Source organism: Achromobacter sp. B7, from assembly GCF_003600685.1.
In the GTDB taxonomy this organism is placed as follows: Bacteria; Pseudomonadota; Gammaproteobacteria; order Burkholderiales; family Burkholderiaceae_B; genus Achromobacter; species Achromobacter spanius_B.
On record NZ_CP032084.1, the window covers coordinates 6,028,469 to 6,048,762 of the forward strand.

Sequence of the window (20,294 nt, forward strand, 5' to 3'; positions counted from 1 at the left end):
GGGGCACCGGATGCAAAATGTATCGCCAATGATAAACGCTTGCGCCCCGAAAGACCGCGCGTGGCGGCCGCGTGCCCTACAATCGCCGCCATGTCCGAACACGTCCGCCCTATCGACCTGCCCGCGCCGGAAGCCCTGGCCCGCGAGCTAGGCCAGCGCCTGCCTGTATTCCAAGACATCACCTGGACCGGCAACACCGGGTCGACCAATGCCGACCTGCTGGCGCGAGCCCGCTCGGGGCTTGGCGCGGCCAAACCCTGGCTGTTGGGCACCCATCTGCAAAACGCCGGCCGCGGCCGCGCCGGCCGCCCTTGGCAAAACCGCGCGGGCTCCACGCTGATGTTTTCGTGCGCGTACGACGTGCACCTGCCCGCCGCGCAATTGCCCGCGCTATCACCCTTGGCCGGCGTCGTCGCCTGCGAGGCGCTGCGCGCCGTTGCCGGGCCGCGTGCGAACGGCCTGTGCATGAAGTGGCCGAACGATGTGCAGTGGCACGACGCCAAGCTGGCCGGGGTGCTGGTGGAAACCACCCGCAATCCAGGTGGCCGCGAGGCCGGCTACACCGTTGTCATCGGCATGGGTGTCAATTTGCGCGACGCGGCCGAGCTGTCCCGCGCGCTGGATCGCGATGTGGCTGATTGGACTCAGGTGCAAGCCGAATCCGGCCTCCTGCCCGACGCGGCTGACCTGATCTGCGCCAGCGCCACCGCCTGGCACGACGCGGTTCAAACCTTGGAACGCGAGGGTTTTGCCGCGTTTCAGCATCGTTTTGACCGAGTCGACGCGCTGGCGGGCCGGCCGGTGAACGTGCTGGAAAAAGGCGATATCCTACTTAGCGGCACCGCCTGTGGCGTGGACGAACATGGCCGCCTGCTGGTGCAAACGCCCCAGGGCGCCACACCGATTTCAATTGGTGAAATCTCGATTCGACGCCAAGCATGATTATTCTTATTGATTCCGGCAACAGCCGTTTGAAGGTGGGTTGGCTGGACGCCAGCAACCGCGATATGCCGCGCGAGCCGGCGGCGGTCGCCTTCGACGGCCTGGACCTGGATGCGCTGGATGGCTGGCTGGCCGCGCTGCCGCGCCGCCCGCTGCGCGCGCTGGGCGTGAACGTGGCGGGCGAAGCCCGCGGCACGGCCATTGCCGCGATCCTGCAAAAACACGGTTGCGCGGTGACGTGGTCGCCTTCGCAGGGCACGACGCTGGGGCTGGTCAACAGCTACCGCGTGCCGACGCAATTGGGCGCCGACCGCTGGGCGTCGCTGCTGGGCGTGCTGTCGCGCCTGCCCGGCGCCCATCCCCCCTTCGTGCTGGCCAGCTTCGGCACGGCCACCACCATTGATACCGTCGGCCCCGACAACGTCTTCGCCGGCGGCCTGATCCTGCCGGGCCCTGCCATGATGCGCAACGCGCTGGCCCATGGCACCGCCAACCTGCCCATCGCCAACGGCCAGGTCGTGGCCTACCCCATCGACACGCACGAAGCCATTGCCTCCGGCATTGCGGCCGCGCAGGCGGGCGCGGTGGTGCGCCAATGGCTGGCGGGCCGCCAGCGCTACGGCGAGACCCCGCAGATCTACGCGGCGGGCGGCGGCTGGCCCGAAGTGCATCAGGAAATAGAACGCCTGCTGGCCGATGCCGGCGGCGCGTTCGGCGCCGCGCCGGTGCCGGTGTACCTGGACCACCCCGTCCTGGATGGCCTGGCCGCGGTCGCCCGCGCCACCCTGGACCTCAACGCCTGAACAAGGCCCGCCATGCGAGTGCTCTTCATTCTGATCGTGCTGGCGAATTTATGGGTACTGGCGCTGGGCCAGGGATGGATCGGCGTGCGCCCGGAAGATGACGGGCGAGATACGCGAAAGTTCAGTCAGGAATTGAACGAGGATGCGGTCAAGCTGGTGGGGCGGGCGAATTCGTAATATTGCAGGTCGGCGCGTAGAATGGCGCCGCCCCGCGCAAGCCCCTGACAGGACGTCCTATTACGCGGCCTGACCTCCCACCGACGGCCCGTATCGCCTGACTAGATTTGAAGGAACGAAATGACATCTACAGTGCCGATTAGCCAAAGGCCCGCGACGCACTTCATCGGCGTATTTTTATGCTATTTCCTGATCCTCGCGGCCTACGCGAGCTACATGAGTCACCCTGCCGGACAGATCGACGCATTCGCCACTACGGCCCAAGACCTGCTCAAGTTCCTCCCGTCAGACCCCGGCAGTTTCATGACAGGCGCAATGAATATCGCCGACAAGGGGTGGATCTCGCCGGAGAACAATTGGATCACCAGTTTCTGGCCTCCCGGCTTCCTGCTGGTTGAAGCGGGGCTGATCAAGCTGATCAGCCTGGACACCCCCTATTTCGTGTACACCCTCCAGTTGCTGGCTTGCGCCGCATGGGCGGGGGTACTGGGCAAATTCAACAAGGTGCTGCGCACTTTCGTCGCGGTGCCGTTCGCATGGCTGCTTCCGCTCCTGCTGTTTGTGCCGTCCGTAGCGCGGTCATTCCTTCTGGAGCCCGGCCGTGTCATATATGGCGAAACGTTTTCCATCGCATTTTTCTTCCTGGGCGTGCTGTGCGCACTGCAGGCATCCGCCGTGGCCCAACCGCGCAAGCTCGCCATTGCTGCGGGCGTCAGTATCGGGCTGGCGGCTTACTTCCGATCACAATTCGAATTGTTTGTGCTCGGCCTGACCTTTTGGCTGCTAGTGGCATGGCTGTGGAGCCTCGTACGCGCCAAGCACCGACCGGCGAAGAGCCGATGGATGGGTATCGCCCTGACGGTGGTCATTTCTGCCCACGTCGTCATGGCGCCCTGGCGGATTTATCATCAAGTCACCATGGGCAGCCCCAAATGGGTCTACACCGAAACACTGTCGTTTTCGACGTCGGTCATGAGCCGCGAGCACCTGCTCAGCCAGGGCGGCGAATTCATCATCGAGGGCGGTGGTGGCCTGACCTGCCGAATCGACCCCACGACGTGCGGGCGACTAGAGGAAGCGCCCCAACTTTTCGTGCGCACCTTGCTGAGCCACCCGCTGGAATGGCATGCGATCAAATTCGGCATCATCGGCAACTATTTCTACGCCAGCCAGCAAGACATGGGGCGGGCCACAACGCAAGCCACGGGATGGGACACGGTCACGAACATCTTCTTCCTGATCGCCATCATCGTCGCACTCCTGGCGGGCGTGGCGCTGGCGCGCCGGCGGTCGATGTATGCCCCGGTGCTCAATTGGGCCAACGCCACCATCGTGTCTGCGTACTATTTAATCTTTATGGTGCACCAGTATGAGGTCCGCTACTTCTACTTCGGCAAACTGTACGCCACGCTGATCGCTTTGATCGGGCTGACCCTACTTTTCACGCAGCAAAAACACAAGACCAACTAAGCCGATATCGCCATGACAAGCGCCACTGGACATCACCCCGCAGACCCGCCCGAAACTGGCGGAGGCAGCCTGGAAGTCTCCATCGTCATCCCGGTTTATCGCAGCGAATCAATCCTGCCCAAGCTGGTCGCAAAAGTGGCCGAGGTAATGGGCGCGCTACAGATGACGGATCGGTTCGAACTTGTACTGGTCAATGACTGCAGCCCCGACAACAGCTGGAAGGTCATTACCGAGCAAGCAGCGCTACATCCGTTTATCAAGGGTATTTCGCTACGCAAGAATTTTGGCCAGCACAACGCGGTTATGGCCGGCCTGCATCACACGAACGGCCGATACGTAATCCTGATGGACGACGACCTGCAACACCCGCCTAGCGCAATCGGCAAGCTGCTCGACGCGCTGCGTTCGGGCTACGACGTCTGCTACACCAACTATGTCGGCCGGCAGCATGCCTTGTGGAAAAAGGTGGGCAGCAAGTTCAATGATCTTGTCGCCACCTATGCACTGCGCAAGCCCAAAGGCCTGTACCTGTCGTCCTTCAAGGCGCTGCGCCAGGAAGTGGTGCAGGAAGTGATCCGCTACGACGGCCCCTACGCGTACGTAGACGGTCTGATCCTGGACGTCACAAATTCCATCACGTCAGTGGATATCGAGCACCAGGCGCGGCTGGAAGGCGAAGGCAACTACAACCTGCGACGGTCGTTGTCGCTGTGGATGAAAATGCTGACCAGCTTTTCAATTCTGCCCCTGCGCTTTGCCACCTGCGTCGGTTTTTGCATGTCCGCATTCAGTTTGATCATGATCCTAGTGATCACCGTGCAAAGCTTCTTACACCCGGATTACCCGCGCGGCTGGACTTCACTAATCGCCACCGTCCTACTTGTAGGCGGCATTCAGACGCTATGTTTGGGCATGATCGGCGAGTATCTCGGGCGTGCCTACCTGAAGATCAACCGCAAGCCGCAGTTCGTGGTGGCTAGCACGACGTTCAAGAAAAACAAGCCGGCTGCAGCCGAGCCGGCCGCTCAAGCCGCCCATCATGTCTAGGTGGACGAACGAAGCAGGCCGACTGATGCGCTACGCCATCAGCGGGGGCCTGAACACAGCGATTGGCTTTGGCATTATCTTCGTGTTGATGGCGCTGGGCGTCCCTGCCGTGCTTGCCAACATCCTTGGCTACACAGTCGGCTTCATTCAGAGCTTTTTCTTTTCCAAGAAATTCGTTTTTCGAAGTAAAGGAAAGATTGCCAGCGAAGGGCTGCGTTATCTTTATATTTTCCTGATCTCCTTTTTGGTGAACTTGGCGGTCCTGAAAATTTTTTTGACTTATGAGGTCAAGCCTGTGCTTGCCCAACTGGCCGCTGCTGGCGTGTACAGCGGCTTCATGTATGTGCTGTCGGCCCGGCTTGTGTTCCGCCCCAAGCGGCAGAACGACATCTAGCCGGACCGCCGACCTTTCCCGGCATTGCCGACGTCGCAATTGCCCGGAAGATAACGGTGGTTCAGCCCGGCGCCATTGCGCCCGCCAAACTGGGATTGGCAGCTAGGTCGCGATCGACTCCTGCGTCTGGGGCTGAGGCGCCTTCAAGCCCCTGAGCATCAGCGCAACAAGCGAGCGAGCACCTGCATTGTGCGGGCGCTCGCTCCGGCGTGCTGGCCAGACCAATCACGAGCGGCCCGACCGACGGCCTGACGCCGATCAGGGTCAGCGAGCAACGCCAACGCCATATCGACTGCGGCCGACGCATCCGGCGCACGCAAGACGGCCCCTGCCGCAATCGCATCTTCGGCCGCCTGCTGGAAGTTGAAGGTGTGCGGCCCCACGATCACCGGCACGCCCGCTGCGCAGGCTTCGATCAGGTTCTGCCCGCCCAGCGGCGCAAAACTGCCCGCGACGATGGCGACATCCGACGCAGCGTAATAGAAGGCCATTTCGCCCAGGCTGTCGCCCAGCACCACGGCGGTTTCCGGGGTCGGCTCGACGCCCGCGCTTCGCCGGATGAACGGTAGCTGCGCATCGCTCAACAGCCTGGCCGCCTCGTCAAAGCGTTGCGGGTGTCGCGGGATCACCATGAATAGCGGAGCGTCCGGCTGCCCGCTGTAGCGCTTGATCGCGTCGATAAAAGGGGCGTCCTCGCCTTCGCGGGTGCTGGCAATCGACACAACCGGCCGACCCAGACGCTTGCGCCATTCTCGGCCTGCCTGAACCTGCGACGCCGGCAGCACCAGGTCGAATTTCAGATTACCGGTCACAGCGGGCACGGGCGCGCCCGCCTGCACCAGCCGCGCCGCGTCTTCCACCGTTTGCGCCAGGACCATATCGAGGCCGGCCAAGGCTTCGTGCATCACGCCGCCCATGCGTTTTGCCTGGCGTAGCGACGACGCGGAATATCGCGCGCTGACCAGCGCCATTGGCACGTGCGCGCGTCGGGCGGCGGCCAGTAGATTTGGCCAGATTTCGCGTTCGATCAGCAGTCCGCAGCGCGGCTGGTAGCCGCGCATGAAGCGGCGGGTGGCGCCGGGAAAGTCGTACGGCAGCCAAGCTTGGCGCAGTTGGCCCCGGCCAATGGCGTCGGCGAACAAACGCTGGCCTTCAGCGCGGCCCGTGGCCGTCATGTGAGTCAGCAGCACGGGCAAGCCGCGGTCTAGCAACGCTTGCAGCAACGGCTGCGCCGCGCGTGTCTCGCCCAGGCTGACGGCGTGTACCCAGACGGGGCGGGTCCAGGGGGAATCGGCGGTGGTGGAGACAGGGGCAGCAGCCTGCGACGCGGCAGCCCAAGCGAAAAGCGGTTGCCCATCCGCTGGATGGCCAAACCGCTCACGCGAAAACACCTCCCACTGACCGCCTGCCCGTTTGGCACGACGCGCCATCCACAGCCACAGCAGCGGCGCCAACGCCCGCAGTGCCAGCGTGTAGACGCCGCGATTCATGTCAGTGCGCGGCCAGCGCCTGCTCAACCGAGGCCATCACCGCTTCGCGCGATGGAGACGCGCCGCGGTCGCCCAGGCTGGCCGTGTAGTTCGACCCGACCAGCGGCGTGCGAACGGGGGTGGAAGCGCGGTAGATGCCGATGGTGGGGCGGCCCAGCGCCGCCGACAGATGCGTCAGCCCGCTGTCCAGGCCCACCATCAGGCGCGACCCGGCCAGCAAGCGCGCCACGTCGGTCAGGTCCATGCGCGGCATGACTTCGGCGCCTTCCATGCCGGCCACGAGCAGGCTCGCGCGCTCGGCCTCGGCGTCATTGCCCGCCAGCAGTTTCAGGGTGCAGCCGGCTTCGCGCAGGCGGCGGAATACCGCGCGCCAATCCTCTTCGGGCCAGAGTTTGTCGTCGCGGCTGGCCGACGGCATGATCACCGCGTAACCCCGGTCGTTGTCCAAATGATGCAGACGCGGCAGTTCAGCGGCGTTCAAGCCGTCGCTGCCGACTTCAACCACGGGTTCCACGGGCTGACTGGCCTGCCGCACGAAATTCTGCAATCCAAAGTCCGGCAGCCCGGCATGCTGGTAGCCAAAGGTCAGCGCGGCCAACTTGCGCTGGCGGATCACGGCAGGCTGCCAGAATTCCACGCGGTGGCGCACGTTGTAGAACAGCGACGCCAAGGGCTCACGCGCCGACCGCCAATCCAGCCCATGCCGCACGCCGCGCGCCTGACGCACCAGCCAAGCAGATTTCAGCAGCGCCTGCATATCCAGCACGATGTCGTATTGCGTGGAGCGCAGCCGTTCTTTAAGCGCCCGGCGCTCGAAGCGCACCTGCGACGACCACCACGACTTGCGCCAGCGCCGATGGGCGACCTTGATGACTTCATTGACGGCCGGATGCCACGACGGGATCTCGGCAAACGCTTCCTCGACGATCCAATCGATCTGTGCGTCAGGCACATGCCGGGCAATATCGGTGATTGCCGGAAGCATGTGGACGAGGTCGCCCAAGGAGGAGGTGCGAACGATGAGGATTCGTGTGGGCATAATGATTCGAGCTTGGCGCCGCCCTCGACCCGATGTTGGCAGGCGCCGTTCAACGCAGCCCGCACTGTACAACAACATTGCTGGTTACAGCGACGCCAGTTCCAGCCAACCCATTGCCCCAAATTCCGAGCAATGGTGGTTAAGGAAAGCGGCGCCGGTCAATGGCGCTTTTTCTTCTTTACGATCATCCACTTGGGCATGCGAAACAGCACCAGGCGGCGATAAAGCACCACATAGGTGGTGGAGAAAACTGCCGTGAAGAACATTAACAGATAGGGCTGCTGCCAGAACAATACGGCGGGTATGACCGCCAACGACGAAAGCAACCACAGGTACGGCGACGTCATGGAATTGCGCTGCGTCTGATGCCGCATTTCGCGCGAGCCGATCGCCCAGCGCACAAGGCGCTTGTAGATCAGCATATGCAGGTGCACGCCGTCGGGAGCGCCGGGGGAGCGGCCCCGCAGCCACTTTTTTCGATAGATGGAAAACAGGGTTTCGAATACCGGATAAATACACAGCAGCAACGGAAACCATGCTGACACTTCAGGGTGACGCGCCAGCATCAGCACTGACAATTCACCGATCATGAATCCCAGGAAGTAAGCGCCACCGTCCCCAAGGAATATGTGGCCGTGCGGGTAATTCCAAACCAGGAATCCGATAATGCCGCCCAGCGTGCTCAATGCCACGATCAACAAAAACCGATCGCCGAGATAAAACGAGACGTAGGCAAACCCGGCCAAGATCATTGCGGACACCACGGCCGCCAGGCCGTTATACCCGTCAATAATGTTTATGGCATTGGCGGCGCCGCTAATGGCAACCGACGTGAAAATAAACGAAATAACCCAGAATTGCAGCAGCCAATCAATTCCGATAATGTCGACACGCGTCACAGCCGCGCCAAGCAGATAATACGCAATGCCGCCCGACAACATTGCAAGTCCAAGCCGCACCAAAACCCGCACTTGTTTGGTCAGGTCCTCGGCGAAGCCCCCTAGAAATGCCGGCATCGAGGCCGCCAACAGCAGCACCATGTTCGGAAGGACGTCCGGCTCGCGCACTGCCACCAAGGCGCACGTGACGCCGCTGGCGATCAGCAAGGACAGTCCGCCGATGCGGGGCACAGGCTTCGAATGGTACTTCTGCACGCCCTCCAGATCGTGGTCAGCCGTCAGGCCGTCGTGCCAGGAACGGTAGCGAACGATCAGCAAGGTCGAAAACAGCGAAACCAGAAACGCTACAAGAACGTACAGCATAAAAAAACGCGCCGGAGGGAGAATCGCGGAATTGTAGCGTCAGACGCAGACAAGGCATGAAAACAATATGGACAGCTTTGCAAAAGAATGGAAACGCGGCTTGCAAAATAAAAAGGGCCTGTTTGGCGCCTGATCAACCGGCTAAACTCGCGCATCTGCAGAATTGCGCGCACCGCGCCCGCCTCCGATTTGACGAGACGCGTCTGGACTTGGACATCAGTATCAAGACGTATTTACAAAAAAATATGCTGCCTTTAAAACCCGTTGACCTTGCGAAGCTACCGCGCCTTCCCGAATGGCAAGCGTTCTCTCAGGCCGTCCAGCACGGCTCAATCTGCACTGATGAACTACGCCTGTTGCACGCCGCCGGACTAACCATCGACCTCAGCGCGCAGGTCTCATCCCCAGACGCCCGCGCTGCGGCAACCGCCCTGCTCCAAGCCCGTGGTTTCGACCAGGCACGCGCGGCTCTGCTGGCCGGCGACCACGTCAACAAGACAGAAGACCGCGCCGCTTGGCACACCATGCTGCGTGCGCCGGAACCCATTGAAGCCGTCGCCCGCGAACACCAACGTGTTCGGGAATTCGTGGAACAGGCGGACGCTCAGGGCAAATGGAAAGCGGTAATCCATATTGGTATCGGCGGCAGCGACTGGGGCGTGCGCTTGGCCACGGACGCGTGCAGCGGTAGCGGCGCTCGCAGAGCCCTGAAATTCGTGGCCAATATTGACGGGCATGCCCTTGAAGACGCCATCCTGGGCCTGAATGCCCAAGACACTCTTTTGGTCGTCACATCCAAATCCTTCACGACGGCAGAAACGCTGGCCAACCTGCGGCGCGCCGTGGACTGGCTGGCACAGGCGGGCGTGGAACGGCCGTATGAGCAGGTCGTGGCGATCACCGCCCGCCCCGACGCCGCCCGCGCGCTGGGGATTCCGTCTTCGCAGGTCTTCGAATTCTGGGACTGGGTTGGCGGCCGATATTCCTTGTGGTCCGCCGTGGGCTTGCCGGTGGCCATGGCGGTCGGGATTGACGTCATCGAAGGCATCCGTGCCGGCGCCGCCGCCATGGACGAGCACTTCGCCCAGGCGCCCATTGCCGAAAACGCCCCTGCGCAGCTTGCGCTGGCCGGCGTCGCCAACCGCAGCGTACTTGGGTATGGGTCGCTCAGCATCGCCGCGTATGACGCGCGCCTGCAATTCCTGGCGCCCTATCTACAACAGCTGGATATGGAATCGCTGGGCAAATCCGTGGATATGGCCGGCGATCCCGTGGGCGTGCCCACCGGCCCGTCGGTGTGGGGCATGCCCGGCACCGACGGCCAGCACACCTTTTTCCAGTGGCTGCACCAAGGCACGGACGGCGCGGCGGTGGATTTCATCATGTGCCGCGAAGCCGACCACCAATGGACGGAAGAACACGCGATGCTGCTGGCCAATTGCCTGGCCCAACGCCAGACGCTCCTGCGGGGTACGTCGCTGGATGCGGATCGCGACGCCATGCTGGCCCAAGGCATGCCCGCGGACAAGGCCGAATGGCTCGCGCGCCATCGCCGACACGAAGGCGGCAGGCCTTCTACGCTGATCGTGTTGCCGCGCCTGACGCCGTACGCGCTGGGCGCGTTGCTGGCACTGTACGAGCACAAGATCTTCGTACAAGCGTTGATCTGGGGGATCAACCCCTTCGATCAATGGGGTGTCGAGGCGGGCAAGAAAATGGCCAGCGGCATCCTGCGCGAATTGCACGGGCAAGGCCAAAACGCCGATCACGATCTTTCGACCCAGCATTGGATTTCGGTTCTGACGCAGGGGCGCTAATATCTCCGTACCGGCATCGGCGCAGGGCCCCAAGTAGCCAAACCTGCTGTTTGGGAAGAGAATGTGCACATAAAGCTTCTATAAGGAGACTGCCATGCGCATTGCCGATGCCCAATGGATTCCTTCGACGCAGCACCAGACATGGGATGCGTTGACGGACCCGAGAGTCTTGCAGAAGTGCATACCGGGTTGCGTGGAAGTTGCGATGCGCAGCCCTACCGAATACGCCGTCACCCTGCGTGCCAATATCGCGGGGATCGACACCGACTACGAGGGCGAGATCCTGCTCTCGGACGTCAACGCCCCCGACAGCTGCACCCTGGTGTTCGAAGGCAAGGGCCGCGCGGCCTGCCTGGCCATCGGCACCGCCCAGGTCAATCTCAGCACCAAGGACCAGGGCACCCGCGTGGCCTATACCGTGGCCGGCATGGCGGGCGGCAAGTTGGCTGAATGTGGCGAAGGGCTGTTGCTGAAAGCCGGCGACAAGATCATCCAGAAGTTCTTTGCCGCGTTCATCGACCACATGGCCGTCCAGCCACGGATTGCGCCGCCGCCCCCTCCCCCAGAACCCGAACCTCGCGGCGTGTCCAATTCCCGCTGGTCATGGCTGCTGGTCGTGGTGATCATTGCGGTTTTCTGGGGCTACCACTCGTTTTACAAGTGAAAACCCTAGTGGGCCGGTGATATCCTAGGCGGCATGACTCCGCCGCCGACACCGACCCAGCCCGCCGCCGATCCCACCCGCTCCAAGAGGGATTTGCTGATGGCCATGGCGGGGGTCTCGGCAACCGTGGTGCTGGCCGCGCTGGATTCCACCATCATCAGTACCACCTTGCCGCGCGTGGCAGAGGCGCTGAACGGCATGGCGCTCTATGCCTGGGTGGGCACCGGCTACCTGCTGGCCACCGCCGCGTCCATCCTGATCTTTGGTCGGTTGGGCGACATGTTCGGGCGCAAGCCGCTGATGCTGGTTTCCGTGCTGATCATCGCGCTGGGCTCCATTGCGTGCGGGCTGGCGCAGTCCATGACTCAATTGATCGTTTTTCGCACCCTGCAAGGGGTGGGCGGCGGCATGATGATCGCGACCGCCTTCGCCGCGCCGGCCGACCTGTTTCCCGACGCCAAGCAGCGCGTGCGATGGATGGCGCTGGTGTCCGCCGCCTTTGCCATGGCCAGCGGTATCGGCCCGGTGCTGGGCGGCGCGGCGACCCAGGCGCTGGGCTGGCGGGCGGCATTCTTCATATCTCCCGTTGCGGCAGCGGGCGCGTTTTTCCTGTTGGCCCGCTACTTTCCCCGTATTCGCCCCATCCATGACGGCAGCCGCAAAATCGACTGGGTGGGCGCCATCCTGCTCGTCTTGGCCGTGGGCGCGCCGCTCGCGGCGCTGGAGCTGGCCTTTGCCCAGGGCGAGCATGCCCACCCCCTGCTGGGCGCCATGTTGGCAGTGATCGGCGTGGCCGCCATCGCCATCCTGATTCCTACCGAACGCCGCGTGAAGTCGCCCATCTTTCCGCTGCGCGTTCTGGCCGGACAAGAATCCAAACTGCTGAACCTGGCCGCGATGATGGTGGGCGCGGTGATGTTCGTGCTGATCTTCTACAGCCCGCTGCTGTTGCAGCAGGTGCTGGGCTATACCCCCAGCGAAGCCGGCTTGCTGCTGACGCCGCTGGTTGCCGCGATTTCAGTGGGCAGCATCATCAACGGGCGCATGTTTCCCAAGCAGACCGAGCCGCAGCGCTTGATGGTGTTTGGCGGGCTGCTGCTGGCAGCCGGGACCTTGATGGTGTTGCTGATTTCACCTGGCACGTCGGCGTGGTGGATTCTTGCCGCGTTCTTCGTCAACGGATGCGCGCTGGGCTTTCTGCTGCCCAATCTGACGCTCTTCATGCAGATGCTGAGCGAACGCCGAGACGTGGGCGTGGCGTCCGCGCTGGTGCAAACCACCCGCGCCATCGGCAGCGCGCTGGGCACCGCGCTGGTCGGGATCATGATTTCGCATGGCACGGTACTAAACGGAGTGCGGGCCGGGCTGGTCTTGTGTATTGTCCTGTCCCTGTCCTGTGCGCTGCTGGCGTACCGGGTCAAGATGAAGAACCTGGTCACCAGCCGCAAATAAGGCTCACCGAGACACACCATGCGTCAACGCAATTTGCTGGACCTGCTGCTGCTGGCAGGGGTCTGGGGCGGTTCCTTTCTGTTCATGCGGCTTGCCGTCAACGATTTCGGGCCGGTCGCGCTGATCGAACTTCGGGTCGGCCTGGCCGCGCTGTTCCTGCTGCCCGCCGCGATGTGGCGCGGCAAGCTGCCCGTGATTGCGCGGCACTGGAAGGCCCTGCTGGTGGTCGGCACCCTGAACGCCGCCGTACCGTTCTTGCTGTATGCCTATGCCGCGCAATCGTTGGGCGCGGGGTTCCTGTCCGTGGCCAACGCGGTAACGCCCGTGTGGGGCGCCGTGGTGGGATGGCTGTGGCTCAAGGACAGGCTGCCGTGGATGCGGTCGCTGGGTCTGTTGATCGGCTTCGTGGGCATCATCGTGCTGGTGTGGGACAAGCTGAACTTCCAGGCCGGGGGCACCGGCCCCGCCGTGCTTGCCGCCGTTTCCGCACCCGTTTTCTACGGCCTCGCCGCGAACTGGACCAAGCGTTTCCTGACGGGCGTGGATGCGCTGGCCAGCGCCACGGGCAGCATGATCGCGGCCTCGCTGGTACTACTGCCGTTGGCCGTGTCCGCCTGGCCGGAGACGCCCGCGTCGATGACGGCGTGGATATCCACGGTGCTGCTTGCCGTGGTGTGCACCGGCGCGGCCTACATCATCTTTTTCCGGTTGATCGCCAACGTCGGCCCCACCGGCGCGGTCAGCGTCACGTTCCTGGTGCCGATCTTCGGCGTGGTGTGGGGTGCGTGGTTGCTGGACGAAAGCATCACGCCGTCCATCGTGCTGGGCGCCGCCATCATCCTGGTTGGGACCGCGCTGGCGTTGGGACTGGTCAAGCGGCGCGCGTGATCCGCCGCGTCAGTATTTGTCGGACGAGCCCGTCAGCGCCACGCCGATACGCAGCAGCGTGTAGGACGCCGCATCCACCCAACGCCGCAACCAGCCCCGGCGCTGATAGTCCAGCGGCCGGATGAAATTGCCACCCTCGCGAATGGCCGTTTCCAGGCGCTCTTGCAGGTCCCAGGCAAAGGGCTGATCGTCGACGACCACGTTGGCCTCGCGCGCCAGCAGCAGGCTGAAGGGGTCCAGGTTCGACGAGCCCACCGTCGCCACGTTGTCGATCACGGCAACCTTGGCGTGCAGGTAGCTGGGCATGTACTCATAGATTTCAATGCCGTCGCGCAGCAACTGGTCGTATAGCGAGCGCGTGGCGTGATACTGCATGCGGTATTCGACCTTGCCTTGCAACAGCAGGCGCACGCGCACGCCCCGCGCGGCGGCCTTGGCCAGGGCGCGGCGAAATTGCCGCCCCGGAAAGAAATACGCGTTGGCGATGAGAATGTCGCGCCGAGCCTGCGTGATGCCGTACAGGTAAGCGCGTTCAAACGTCTGGCGAAAACGCAGGTTGTCGCGCAGCACCAGCGCGGCGCGCAGCGTGCCGCAGGGCTTGACGTGCGCGTGGTGCGGCTTGGTCAGACGCATGCGGTTCCAGTCGCGCGGATGGCGGCGCAGCCGTGCCCAGTTCAGGCGTACCCACAGCAGGTCTTGCGCATAGGCCGCTTCGGTGACCAGCGGCCCTTGCACTTGCACCGCGAAGTCAAAGCGCGGCCCAGGGATGCCGTCGGTCGGGTCCAGGTCGTCGTAGTCGTCCACGACATTGATGCCGCCGATGAATGCGATGCTGCCGTCCACCACGGTCACCTTGCGGTGCAGGCGGCGCAGGCGGCTGCGTGATGGGATGTAGCGCGCAAACCAGCGTGGTTCGGGCCGGAAGATGCGGCATTGCGCGCCCGCTTCAAGCAGGCGGGCGCGCACGGCTTCCACATGCATGGCGCTGCCGAAACCGTCCAGCACCACCCTGACCTTCACGCCGCGCCGCGCTGCCGCCATCAGGCTTTCCAGCACCTGGACGCCTGTGCGGTCCAGCATGAAGATGTAGGTTTCCAGATGCACGCTGACCTGCGCGGCATCGATGGCCGCGCAGAGCGCGGGGAAAAAGTCGGCACCGTTCTGCAACAAGCGAATGCTATTGCCGTCCGTCCATTCCAACTTGACCTGCTCGGCCTTCACGGGAGTTCCAGCTCCGCCAGCAAGGGAGAATGATCGGACAGGCGCGCCCATTCCCGTCCGCGCAACACGCGCGCGCTACGCACAGCGAAACCGCGCTGATAAATGCGGTCCAGGCGAAACCACGGGAACACGGCCGGAAAGGTACGGGGCGGCGGCAGCAGCGGCGGCGCGCTGCCGCCCATGCCCAGCTGATTGGTGCGTTCCATCACGGACAAGCCGCCGTTGGGCAAGCCGCGCAACGCGTTGCTCAGGCGCTTGACCGAATCGCGCAAGCGCGGCAATTCACCACCATGGCTGCGCGGCGCGTGCGAGAACACTTCGTACAGCCCCAATTGCTGTACGAACAACGGGGCCAGGCGGTCGTTCCAGTCGTTGAAATCGCCAGCGATCAGGATGGGTTCACCGTCAGGCACCATGCGACGAATGCGCTCGGTCAGCGCCAGCACCTGGCGCGTTCGGCTGCCGGCGAACAGGCCCAAGTGCACAACGAAACAGTGCACCGGGCGGTCATCGACTTCGATACGCGCGTGCAACAGCCCGCGTTGCTCCAGCCGGTGATCGGAGATGTCCAGGTTTTCGTGGTCAAGAATGGGAAAGCGCGACAACAGCGCATTGCCGTGATCCGTGGCATGACGGATGGCGTTGCGGCCATAGGCCACGTCCAGCCTCAAGGCGGCGGCAAGTGATTCGTGTTGCGCGTGGAGCAGGGATCGTTGCTCGTTGCGGCCCTGGACCTCCTGCAGGAAGACAAGATCCGGGCGCAGGCCATACAGGCCCAAGCGGAGTTCATTCAGGGAGTCGAGCCGGCCCAATGCCGAACGGCCCTTGTGAATGTTGTAGCTGACGACACGGATGAGCGACATAAAAGCGATGGCGCCTTTTGAAAGCAGAGGAACCACTGGCCAGACCCAAGAGCAGCTCCGGCAAGCACCGCCAACAAAGCGGCGTTTGCCAGATTACTCCAATTCAGCCACACCCTGCCGCGACAAAACACTCACAAGTAGCCACGCAGCCAAGAACGCAACCCGCCGCAAGCCCATGCCGCCCCACAAGCCGGGCCGCCGAGGATCCGGCTCCGCCGGTCCCGCAAGGCGCCCCCCTGGGGGGAGGCGCCCCCGGCGCCTCGGGGGGCTTACTTAGCCTCGACGTTACGCAAGCGGATGTGCAATTCGCGCAGCTGCTTTTCGTCGACTTCGGAAGGCGCTTGCGTCAGCAGATCCTGGGCGCGTTGCGTCTTCGGGAAGGCGATCACGTCGCGAATCGATTCGGCGCCGGTCATCATCGTGACAATGCGGTCCAGGCCGAATGCGATGCCGCCGTGCGGAGGCGCGCCATATTGCAGCGCGTCCAGCAGGTAGCCGAACTTTTCCTGAGCTTCCTCGGCGCCGATCTTCAGCGCGCGGAACACCTTGCTCTGGACTTCTTCGCGGTGGATACGGACCGAGCCGCCGCCAATTTCCCAACCGTTCAGCACCATGTCGTAAGCCTTGGCGAAGGCCTTGCTGGGATCGGTTTCCAGGAAGTCTTCGTGGCCGTCCTTGGGGCTGGTGAACGGGTGGTGGGCGGCGGTGTAGCGGCCGTCTTCCTCGTCGTATTCGAACATCGGGAAGTCAACCACCCACAGCGGCTGCCAACCGGCCTCGAACAGGCCCGTCTTCTTGCCGAATTCGCTGTGGCCGATCTTCACGCGCAGCGCGCCGATGGCGTCGTTGACGACCTTCTCGCGATCCGCGCCAAAGAAAATGATGTCGCCGTCTTGCGCGCCGGTGCGCTTGACCAGTTCGGCCAGGGCAGCGTCGTGCAGGTTCTTGACGATGGGCGATTGCAGGCCGTCGCGGCCCTTGGCCACTTCGTTGACCTTGATGTAGGCCAGGCCCTTGGCGCCGTAGATGCCCACGAATTGCGTGTAGCCATCAATTTCGCTGCGGGACATTTCGGCGCCACCGGGCACGCGCAGGGCGACCACGCGGCTGCCGGGCGCCGTGGCGGCGGCGGCAAACACCTTGAAGTCCACATCGCGCATGACATCGGTCATGTCGGTGAATTCAAGCTTCACGCGCAGGTCCGGCTTGTCGGAACCATAGCGGCGCATCGCTTCGGTCCACGGCATGATCGGGAACGGCTGCGCCAGATCAACGCCCTGCACCACCTTGAACACGTGACGGATCAGGTTTTCGAAGATTTCGCGGATCTCGAATTCGTTCAGGAACGACGTTTCGCAGTCGATCTGGGTGAATTCGGGCTGGCGGTCAGCGCGCAGGTCTTCGTCGCGGAAGCACTTGGTGATCTGGTAGTAGCGGTCAAAGCCCGACACCATCAGCATCTGCTTGAACAGCTGCGGCGATTGCGGCAGCGCGAAGAAGTGGCCGGCGTTCACGCGCGAGGGCACCAGGTAGTCACGCGCGCCTTCGGGCGTGCTCTTGGCCAGCATCGGAGTTTCGATGTCGATGAAGCCCAGCTGGTCCAGGAACTTGCGCGTTTCGATCGACACGCGGTATCGCAGCATCAGGTTGCGCTGCATTTGCGGGCGGCGCAGGTCCAGCACGCGGTGCGTCAGGCGGGTCGTCTCCGACAGGTTGTCGTCGTCCAGCTGGAACGGCGGGGTGACCGACGCGTTCAGGATTTCAACTTCCTTGCACAGCACTTCGATTTCGCCCGAAGCCAGCTCGCTGTTGGCGGTGCCTGCCGGACGCTCGCGCACCAGGCCGGTGACGCGGACGCAGAATTCATTGCGCAGACGCTCGGCGGTGGCGAAGGCGGCGTTGTCCGGATCGAACACGATCTGGGCCAGGCCCGCGCGGTCGCGCAAGTCGATGAAGATGACCCCGCCGTGGTCGCGGCGGCGGTTCACCCAGCCGTACAGGGTGACGGTCTGGCCGAGATGGTCACGGCAAACCTGGCCGGTGTAGCAGGTACGCATGCGGGATGACTCCGTTGTGTGCTTAGTTTGAGCGTAAGGGTTACGAATCGGCTCGCGGCGCGTCTTGCACGCCGGTTGCCGGAGAGAGCGGGGCCGGTTGACCCTCGGGCGCAAGCGCCTGGGTCGGGGCGACCACGCCCATGGAAACGATGTACTTCAATGCCGCGTCCACACTCATCTGAAGATCGATCGCGTCGGCGCGAGGCATCATCAGAAAGAAGCCGGACGTGGGGTTCGGTGTCGTGGGCACATACACGCTGATGTGGTCGCCCGGCATCAGGCCGGCCACTTCACCGCTGGGCGTGCCGGTAACGAAAGCGATGGTCCAGGAACCAGCGCGGGGGTACTGCACCAGTACCGCCCGACGAAACGCCTGGCCATTGGGGGCCAGCACGGTGTCGCTGACCTGCTTGACCGAGTTGTAGATGGAGCGCACCAGCGGAATACGGCCCAGCAGGCTTTCCCACTGGTCCACCATGGTACGGCCGATGAGGTTTGCCGCGAATATGCCCGTCAGCAACACCACTACGATGACCAGAACGAAGCGGAAGCCCGGGATGTCGATGCCGAACAGCGATTCGGACGACAGGAAGCCGGGCACGAACCCTTCCAGGGTGGCGACCAGCAAGCCCAGTACCCACACCGTGATGACCAGGGGGACCCAGATCAGCAAGCCGGTGATGAAGTACTTCTTGATAAGGCGCATCCGCATCGCAGGGGGCTCTAGGCGGGCGTACCGCCGGCCGGCGCAGCGGGGCTGCCCGCAGGCGCGGCTGCCGGTGCGGGCGTGGTGCTGGCGGCGGGTGCCGCCGGCGTGGCCGCCGGGGCACCTTCCGACGGCGCCGCGGCGCCCGTGGCGGCTGCGCCACTTGAACCGTTGTTACGGAAGTCGGTCACGTACCAGCCGGAGCCTTTCAGCTGGAATCCAGCCGCGGTCACCTGCTTGGAGAACGTGCTTTGGCCGCATTCGGGGCAAACCGAAAGGGGCGCATCGGAAATCTTCTGCAAGACGTCTTTGGCATGGCCGCAGGCGCTGCACTTATAAGCGTAGATGGGCATCAGGGGCTCCGAGGCACACGCCCGGAAATCAAAGCCGTCAAACGCCAGACACGAAGTGGTCAGGAGCGACGGGGGGGCTAGGCCGGAAAAAAATTCGGGAAAGTCTTGAATTTTAGCGGTTTTTCGGAAACCGTCGGTGCCCGGTCACGCCTTGGGGGGCCAAGCGGCATCCCCAAGGGCGCGACCCTTGCGTCGCCGGGCTTTTCCTAGAGCGGCAGCAGGAACATCAGGGCCGCGATCAAGGTGGGCCCCAAGGCGGACAGAAACAGCCGTCCCGACGAAATGCTGCCATCCGGAAAGTGGTTTTTCAGAATGGCGAAACCGGCCGGGTTCGGCGCGTTGGCGATCACGGTCAGGCCGCCCCCGGTCACCGCGCCTGCCACCAGCATGTAGCGCCAGGCTTCGTTGGTGCCTTCAACCAGCGACCCCAGATACGTCAGTGCGGCGTTGTCGGTAATGGCGGTCAGCGCCGTTGCTCCCCAGAACAGCACGAACGGCTGCAAGCCGCCCAGCAGATCCTGCAACCACCACTTCTGCAAACCGCCCAGCACCACCAGCCCGGCCAGGAAGAACCCAACCATCAGGCCTTCCTTGATCAACAGGCGGTTCTGATGGCGCTTATAAGCTTCGGAAAAGCCGATGAACATCATCAACAGGCCCATGAAAATGGCCGGGTGATGCGCGGTAAGCACCACGGCTACCAGGAAAACCAGATGCACGGCGATGACCAGCATCGGCACCGGCGGTCGCGAATCCGAGCCTTGCGCGCCGTCGACACCGCCGCCCGTGCCCACCGAGCGGTCCATCAGCGCCTTGCGGCAGATAAACGTCAACAAGCCGGCGTTCAAGCACACGGCCACCGCCGCGCGCCAGCCGAAGTGCTGCGCCATGAAAGCGGAATCCCAGCCGAAGGTGGACGCCACCATCAGCACCGGCGGCGCCGCGTAGGCGGTCAGCACGCCGCCGATCGACACGTTTACGAACAGCACGCCCAGAGTCAGGTACTTGAAGCCGGCGCGGCCGCTCGTGCGGAAATAGGCGTCACGCAGCAGGATCGCGGCCAGCGTCATCGCGGCGGGCTCGGTGATGAAAGAGCCGCCCAGCGGCACCAGCGCCATCACCACGAAGAAGGTGGCCAGTTCGCGCGGCAGGGGCAGCACGCGCGCCACGACGCGCACCATCAGGCCCACCATTTCCAGGATCGGCCGGCTGGCCGCCACCACCATGATCACGAAAACGAACAGCGGCTCGGTGAAGTTGCGCGTGTCCATGTAACTGATGGCGCTGGCCGGACCGGTCAGCGCGGCCATCGCGACGATCAGCGCGAACGCCCAGACGCCGAACACCGCTTCGACTTCGGCGAACAAATGCCAGATGCCGGCATGCGGGCCGCCGCGATGGGCCAGGCGCGCAAAAACGGGAACGGAAAAGGTATGAAGAACCGCCACCGCGAACAGGATGGTGGCAATGACTTCAATGGGCTGGGGCATAAGAGGGACTTCCGAAATAAGGAATCACGCAACGGAAAAACCTGCGATGCGGGGCGCAAACCACGCGCGACGCAACCGCGATCCGGCGCTGCTTACCGAACAAGGCAGGCAATATAACGCAGCCCTATTTCCGTGTAACGCAGGGTCTACACCAAGTGA

General features: G+C 63.5%; 19 protein-coding genes. 10 read left to right on the forward strand and 9 right to left on the reverse strand.

All coding sequences use genetic code 11. The features are described 5' to 3' along the window. Positions 1 to 90 precede the first annotated feature (90 nt). The 6 genes from DVB37_RS27285 (at position 91) to DVB37_RS27305 (ending at position 4,833) form a co-directional block, all read left to right on the forward strand. The gene (locus tag DVB37_RS27285; protein WP_046803127.1) at positions 91 to 942 is read left to right on the forward strand and encodes a biotin--[acetyl-CoA-carboxylase] ligase; all 852 of its coding nucleotides are present in this window, start codon (positions 91 to 93) and stop codon (positions 940 to 942) included. Then, positions 939 to 1,745 carry a type III pantothenate kinase gene (locus tag DVB37_RS27290; protein WP_120157285.1) on the forward strand — a complete coding sequence of 269 codons (807 nt, stop codon included), beginning with the start codon at positions 939 to 941 and terminating at the stop codon, positions 1,743 to 1,745. Before DVB37_RS27285 ends, DVB37_RS27290 begins: the two co-directional genes overlap by 4 nt. Before the next feature lie 12 nt (positions 1,746 to 1,757). After that, the gene (locus DVB37_RS28510) at positions 1,758 to 1,922 is read left to right on the forward strand and encodes a hypothetical protein (RefSeq protein ID WP_162941298.1); all 165 of its coding nucleotides are present in this window, start codon (positions 1,758 to 1,760) and stop codon (positions 1,920 to 1,922) included. A gap of 120 nt (positions 1,923 to 2,042) precedes the next feature. Beyond that, positions 2,043 to 3,392, forward strand: a complete 1,350-nt coding sequence (locus tag DVB37_RS27295) for a DUF3488 domain-containing protein (RefSeq protein ID WP_162941299.1) — start codon at positions 2,043 to 2,045, stop codon at positions 3,390 to 3,392. Between the two features lie 12 nt (positions 3,393 to 3,404). Continuing rightward, positions 3,405 to 4,439, forward strand: coding sequence for a glycosyltransferase family 2 protein (locus DVB37_RS27300; protein WP_120157287.1), 1,035 nt, complete (start codon positions 3,405 to 3,407; stop codon positions 4,437 to 4,439). Between the two features lie 25 nt (positions 4,440 to 4,464). Beyond that, a complete protein-coding gene (locus DVB37_RS27305) occupies positions 4,465 to 4,833 on the forward strand; it encodes a GtrA family protein (RefSeq protein ID WP_162941300.1) in 369 nt (122 codons plus the stop codon). Between the two features lie 158 nt (positions 4,834 to 4,991). Here the strand turns inward: DVB37_RS27305 and DVB37_RS27310 are convergent, their stop codons facing one another. The 3 genes from DVB37_RS27310 to DVB37_RS27320 all read right to left on the reverse strand — a co-directional run bounded on the left by DVB37_RS27310 (position 4,992) and on the right by DVB37_RS27320 (position 8,624). Further along, complete coding sequence (locus DVB37_RS27310) at positions 4,992 to 6,323, reverse strand: 3-deoxy-D-manno-octulosonic acid transferase (RefSeq protein WP_120157289.1); 1,332 nt, start codon at positions 6,321 to 6,323, stop codon at positions 4,992 to 4,994. Position 6,324: 1 nt separating this feature from the next. Then, the gene (gene waaC / locus DVB37_RS27315) at positions 6,325 to 7,362 is read right to left on the reverse strand and encodes a lipopolysaccharide heptosyltransferase I (protein WP_046802948.1); all 1,038 of its coding nucleotides are present in this window, start codon (positions 7,360 to 7,362) and stop codon (positions 6,325 to 6,327) included. 158 nt (positions 7,363 to 7,520) lie between these two features. Beyond that, complete coding sequence (locus DVB37_RS27320; protein WP_046802947.1) at positions 7,521 to 8,624, reverse strand: glycosyltransferase; 1,104 nt, start codon at positions 8,622 to 8,624, stop codon at positions 7,521 to 7,523. A 245-nt stretch (positions 8,625 to 8,869) separates the two neighbouring features. Here DVB37_RS27320 and pgi point away from each other — a divergent pair, with 245 nt between their 5' ends. The 4 genes from pgi (at position 8,870) to DVB37_RS27340 (ending at position 13,445) form a co-directional block, all read left to right on the forward strand. Further along, positions 8,870 to 10,441, forward strand: a complete 1,572-nt coding sequence (gene pgi / locus DVB37_RS27325) for a glucose-6-phosphate isomerase (RefSeq protein ID WP_046803126.1) — start codon at positions 8,870 to 8,872, stop codon at positions 10,439 to 10,441. A gap of 94 nt (positions 10,442 to 10,535) precedes the next feature. Further along, a complete protein-coding gene (locus tag DVB37_RS27330) occupies positions 10,536 to 11,105 on the forward strand; it encodes a carbon monoxide dehydrogenase subunit G (RefSeq protein WP_046802946.1) in 570 nt (189 codons plus the stop codon). A 33-nt stretch (positions 11,106 to 11,138) separates the two neighbouring features. Beyond that, on the forward strand, positions 11,139 to 12,557 hold the full coding sequence (locus DVB37_RS27335; protein WP_120157290.1) for an MFS transporter: 1,419 nt from the start codon (positions 11,139 to 11,141) through the stop codon (positions 12,555 to 12,557). A gap of 18 nt (positions 12,558 to 12,575) precedes the next feature. Beyond that, positions 12,576 to 13,445, forward strand: coding sequence for a DMT family transporter (locus tag DVB37_RS27340; RefSeq protein ID WP_104142527.1), 870 nt, complete (start codon positions 12,576 to 12,578; stop codon positions 13,443 to 13,445). Positions 13,446 to 13,454: 9 nt separating this feature from the next. On the opposite strand, the gene clsB is transcribed toward DVB37_RS27340, so the two are convergent. From clsB to DVB37_RS27370, 6 genes are all read right to left on the reverse strand, one after another. Next, the gene (gene clsB / locus DVB37_RS27345; protein WP_104142525.1) at positions 13,455 to 14,666 is read right to left on the reverse strand and encodes a cardiolipin synthase ClsB; all 1,212 of its coding nucleotides are present in this window, start codon (positions 14,664 to 14,666) and stop codon (positions 13,455 to 13,457) included. Next, positions 14,663 to 15,529: an endonuclease/exonuclease/phosphatase family protein gene (locus tag DVB37_RS27350; RefSeq protein WP_046802943.1), complete on the reverse strand. Its 867-nt coding sequence runs from the start codon at positions 15,527 to 15,529 to the stop codon at positions 14,663 to 14,665. Before DVB37_RS27350 ends, clsB begins: the two co-directional genes overlap by 4 nt. A gap of 269 nt (positions 15,530 to 15,798) precedes the next feature. Then, a complete protein-coding gene (aspS, locus tag DVB37_RS27355) occupies positions 15,799 to 17,586 on the reverse strand; it encodes an aspartate--tRNA ligase (RefSeq protein WP_046802942.1) in 1,788 nt (595 codons plus the stop codon). A gap of 40 nt (positions 17,587 to 17,626) precedes the next feature. Then, positions 17,627 to 18,292 carry a DUF502 domain-containing protein gene (locus tag DVB37_RS27360; protein WP_046802941.1) on the reverse strand — a complete coding sequence of 222 codons (666 nt, stop codon included), beginning with the start codon at positions 18,290 to 18,292 and terminating at the stop codon, positions 17,627 to 17,629. 17 nt (positions 18,293 to 18,309) lie between these two features. Then, positions 18,310 to 18,645: an FmdB family zinc ribbon protein gene (locus DVB37_RS27365; protein ID WP_120157291.1), complete on the reverse strand. Its 336-nt coding sequence runs from the start codon at positions 18,643 to 18,645 to the stop codon at positions 18,310 to 18,312. Between the two features lie 206 nt (positions 18,646 to 18,851). Next, entirely contained in the window at positions 18,852 to 20,135 is a 1,284-nt protein-coding gene (locus DVB37_RS27370) for a putative Na+/H+ antiporter (protein ID WP_046802939.1), read from the reverse strand. Positions 20,136 to 20,294: the final 159 nt, after the last annotated feature.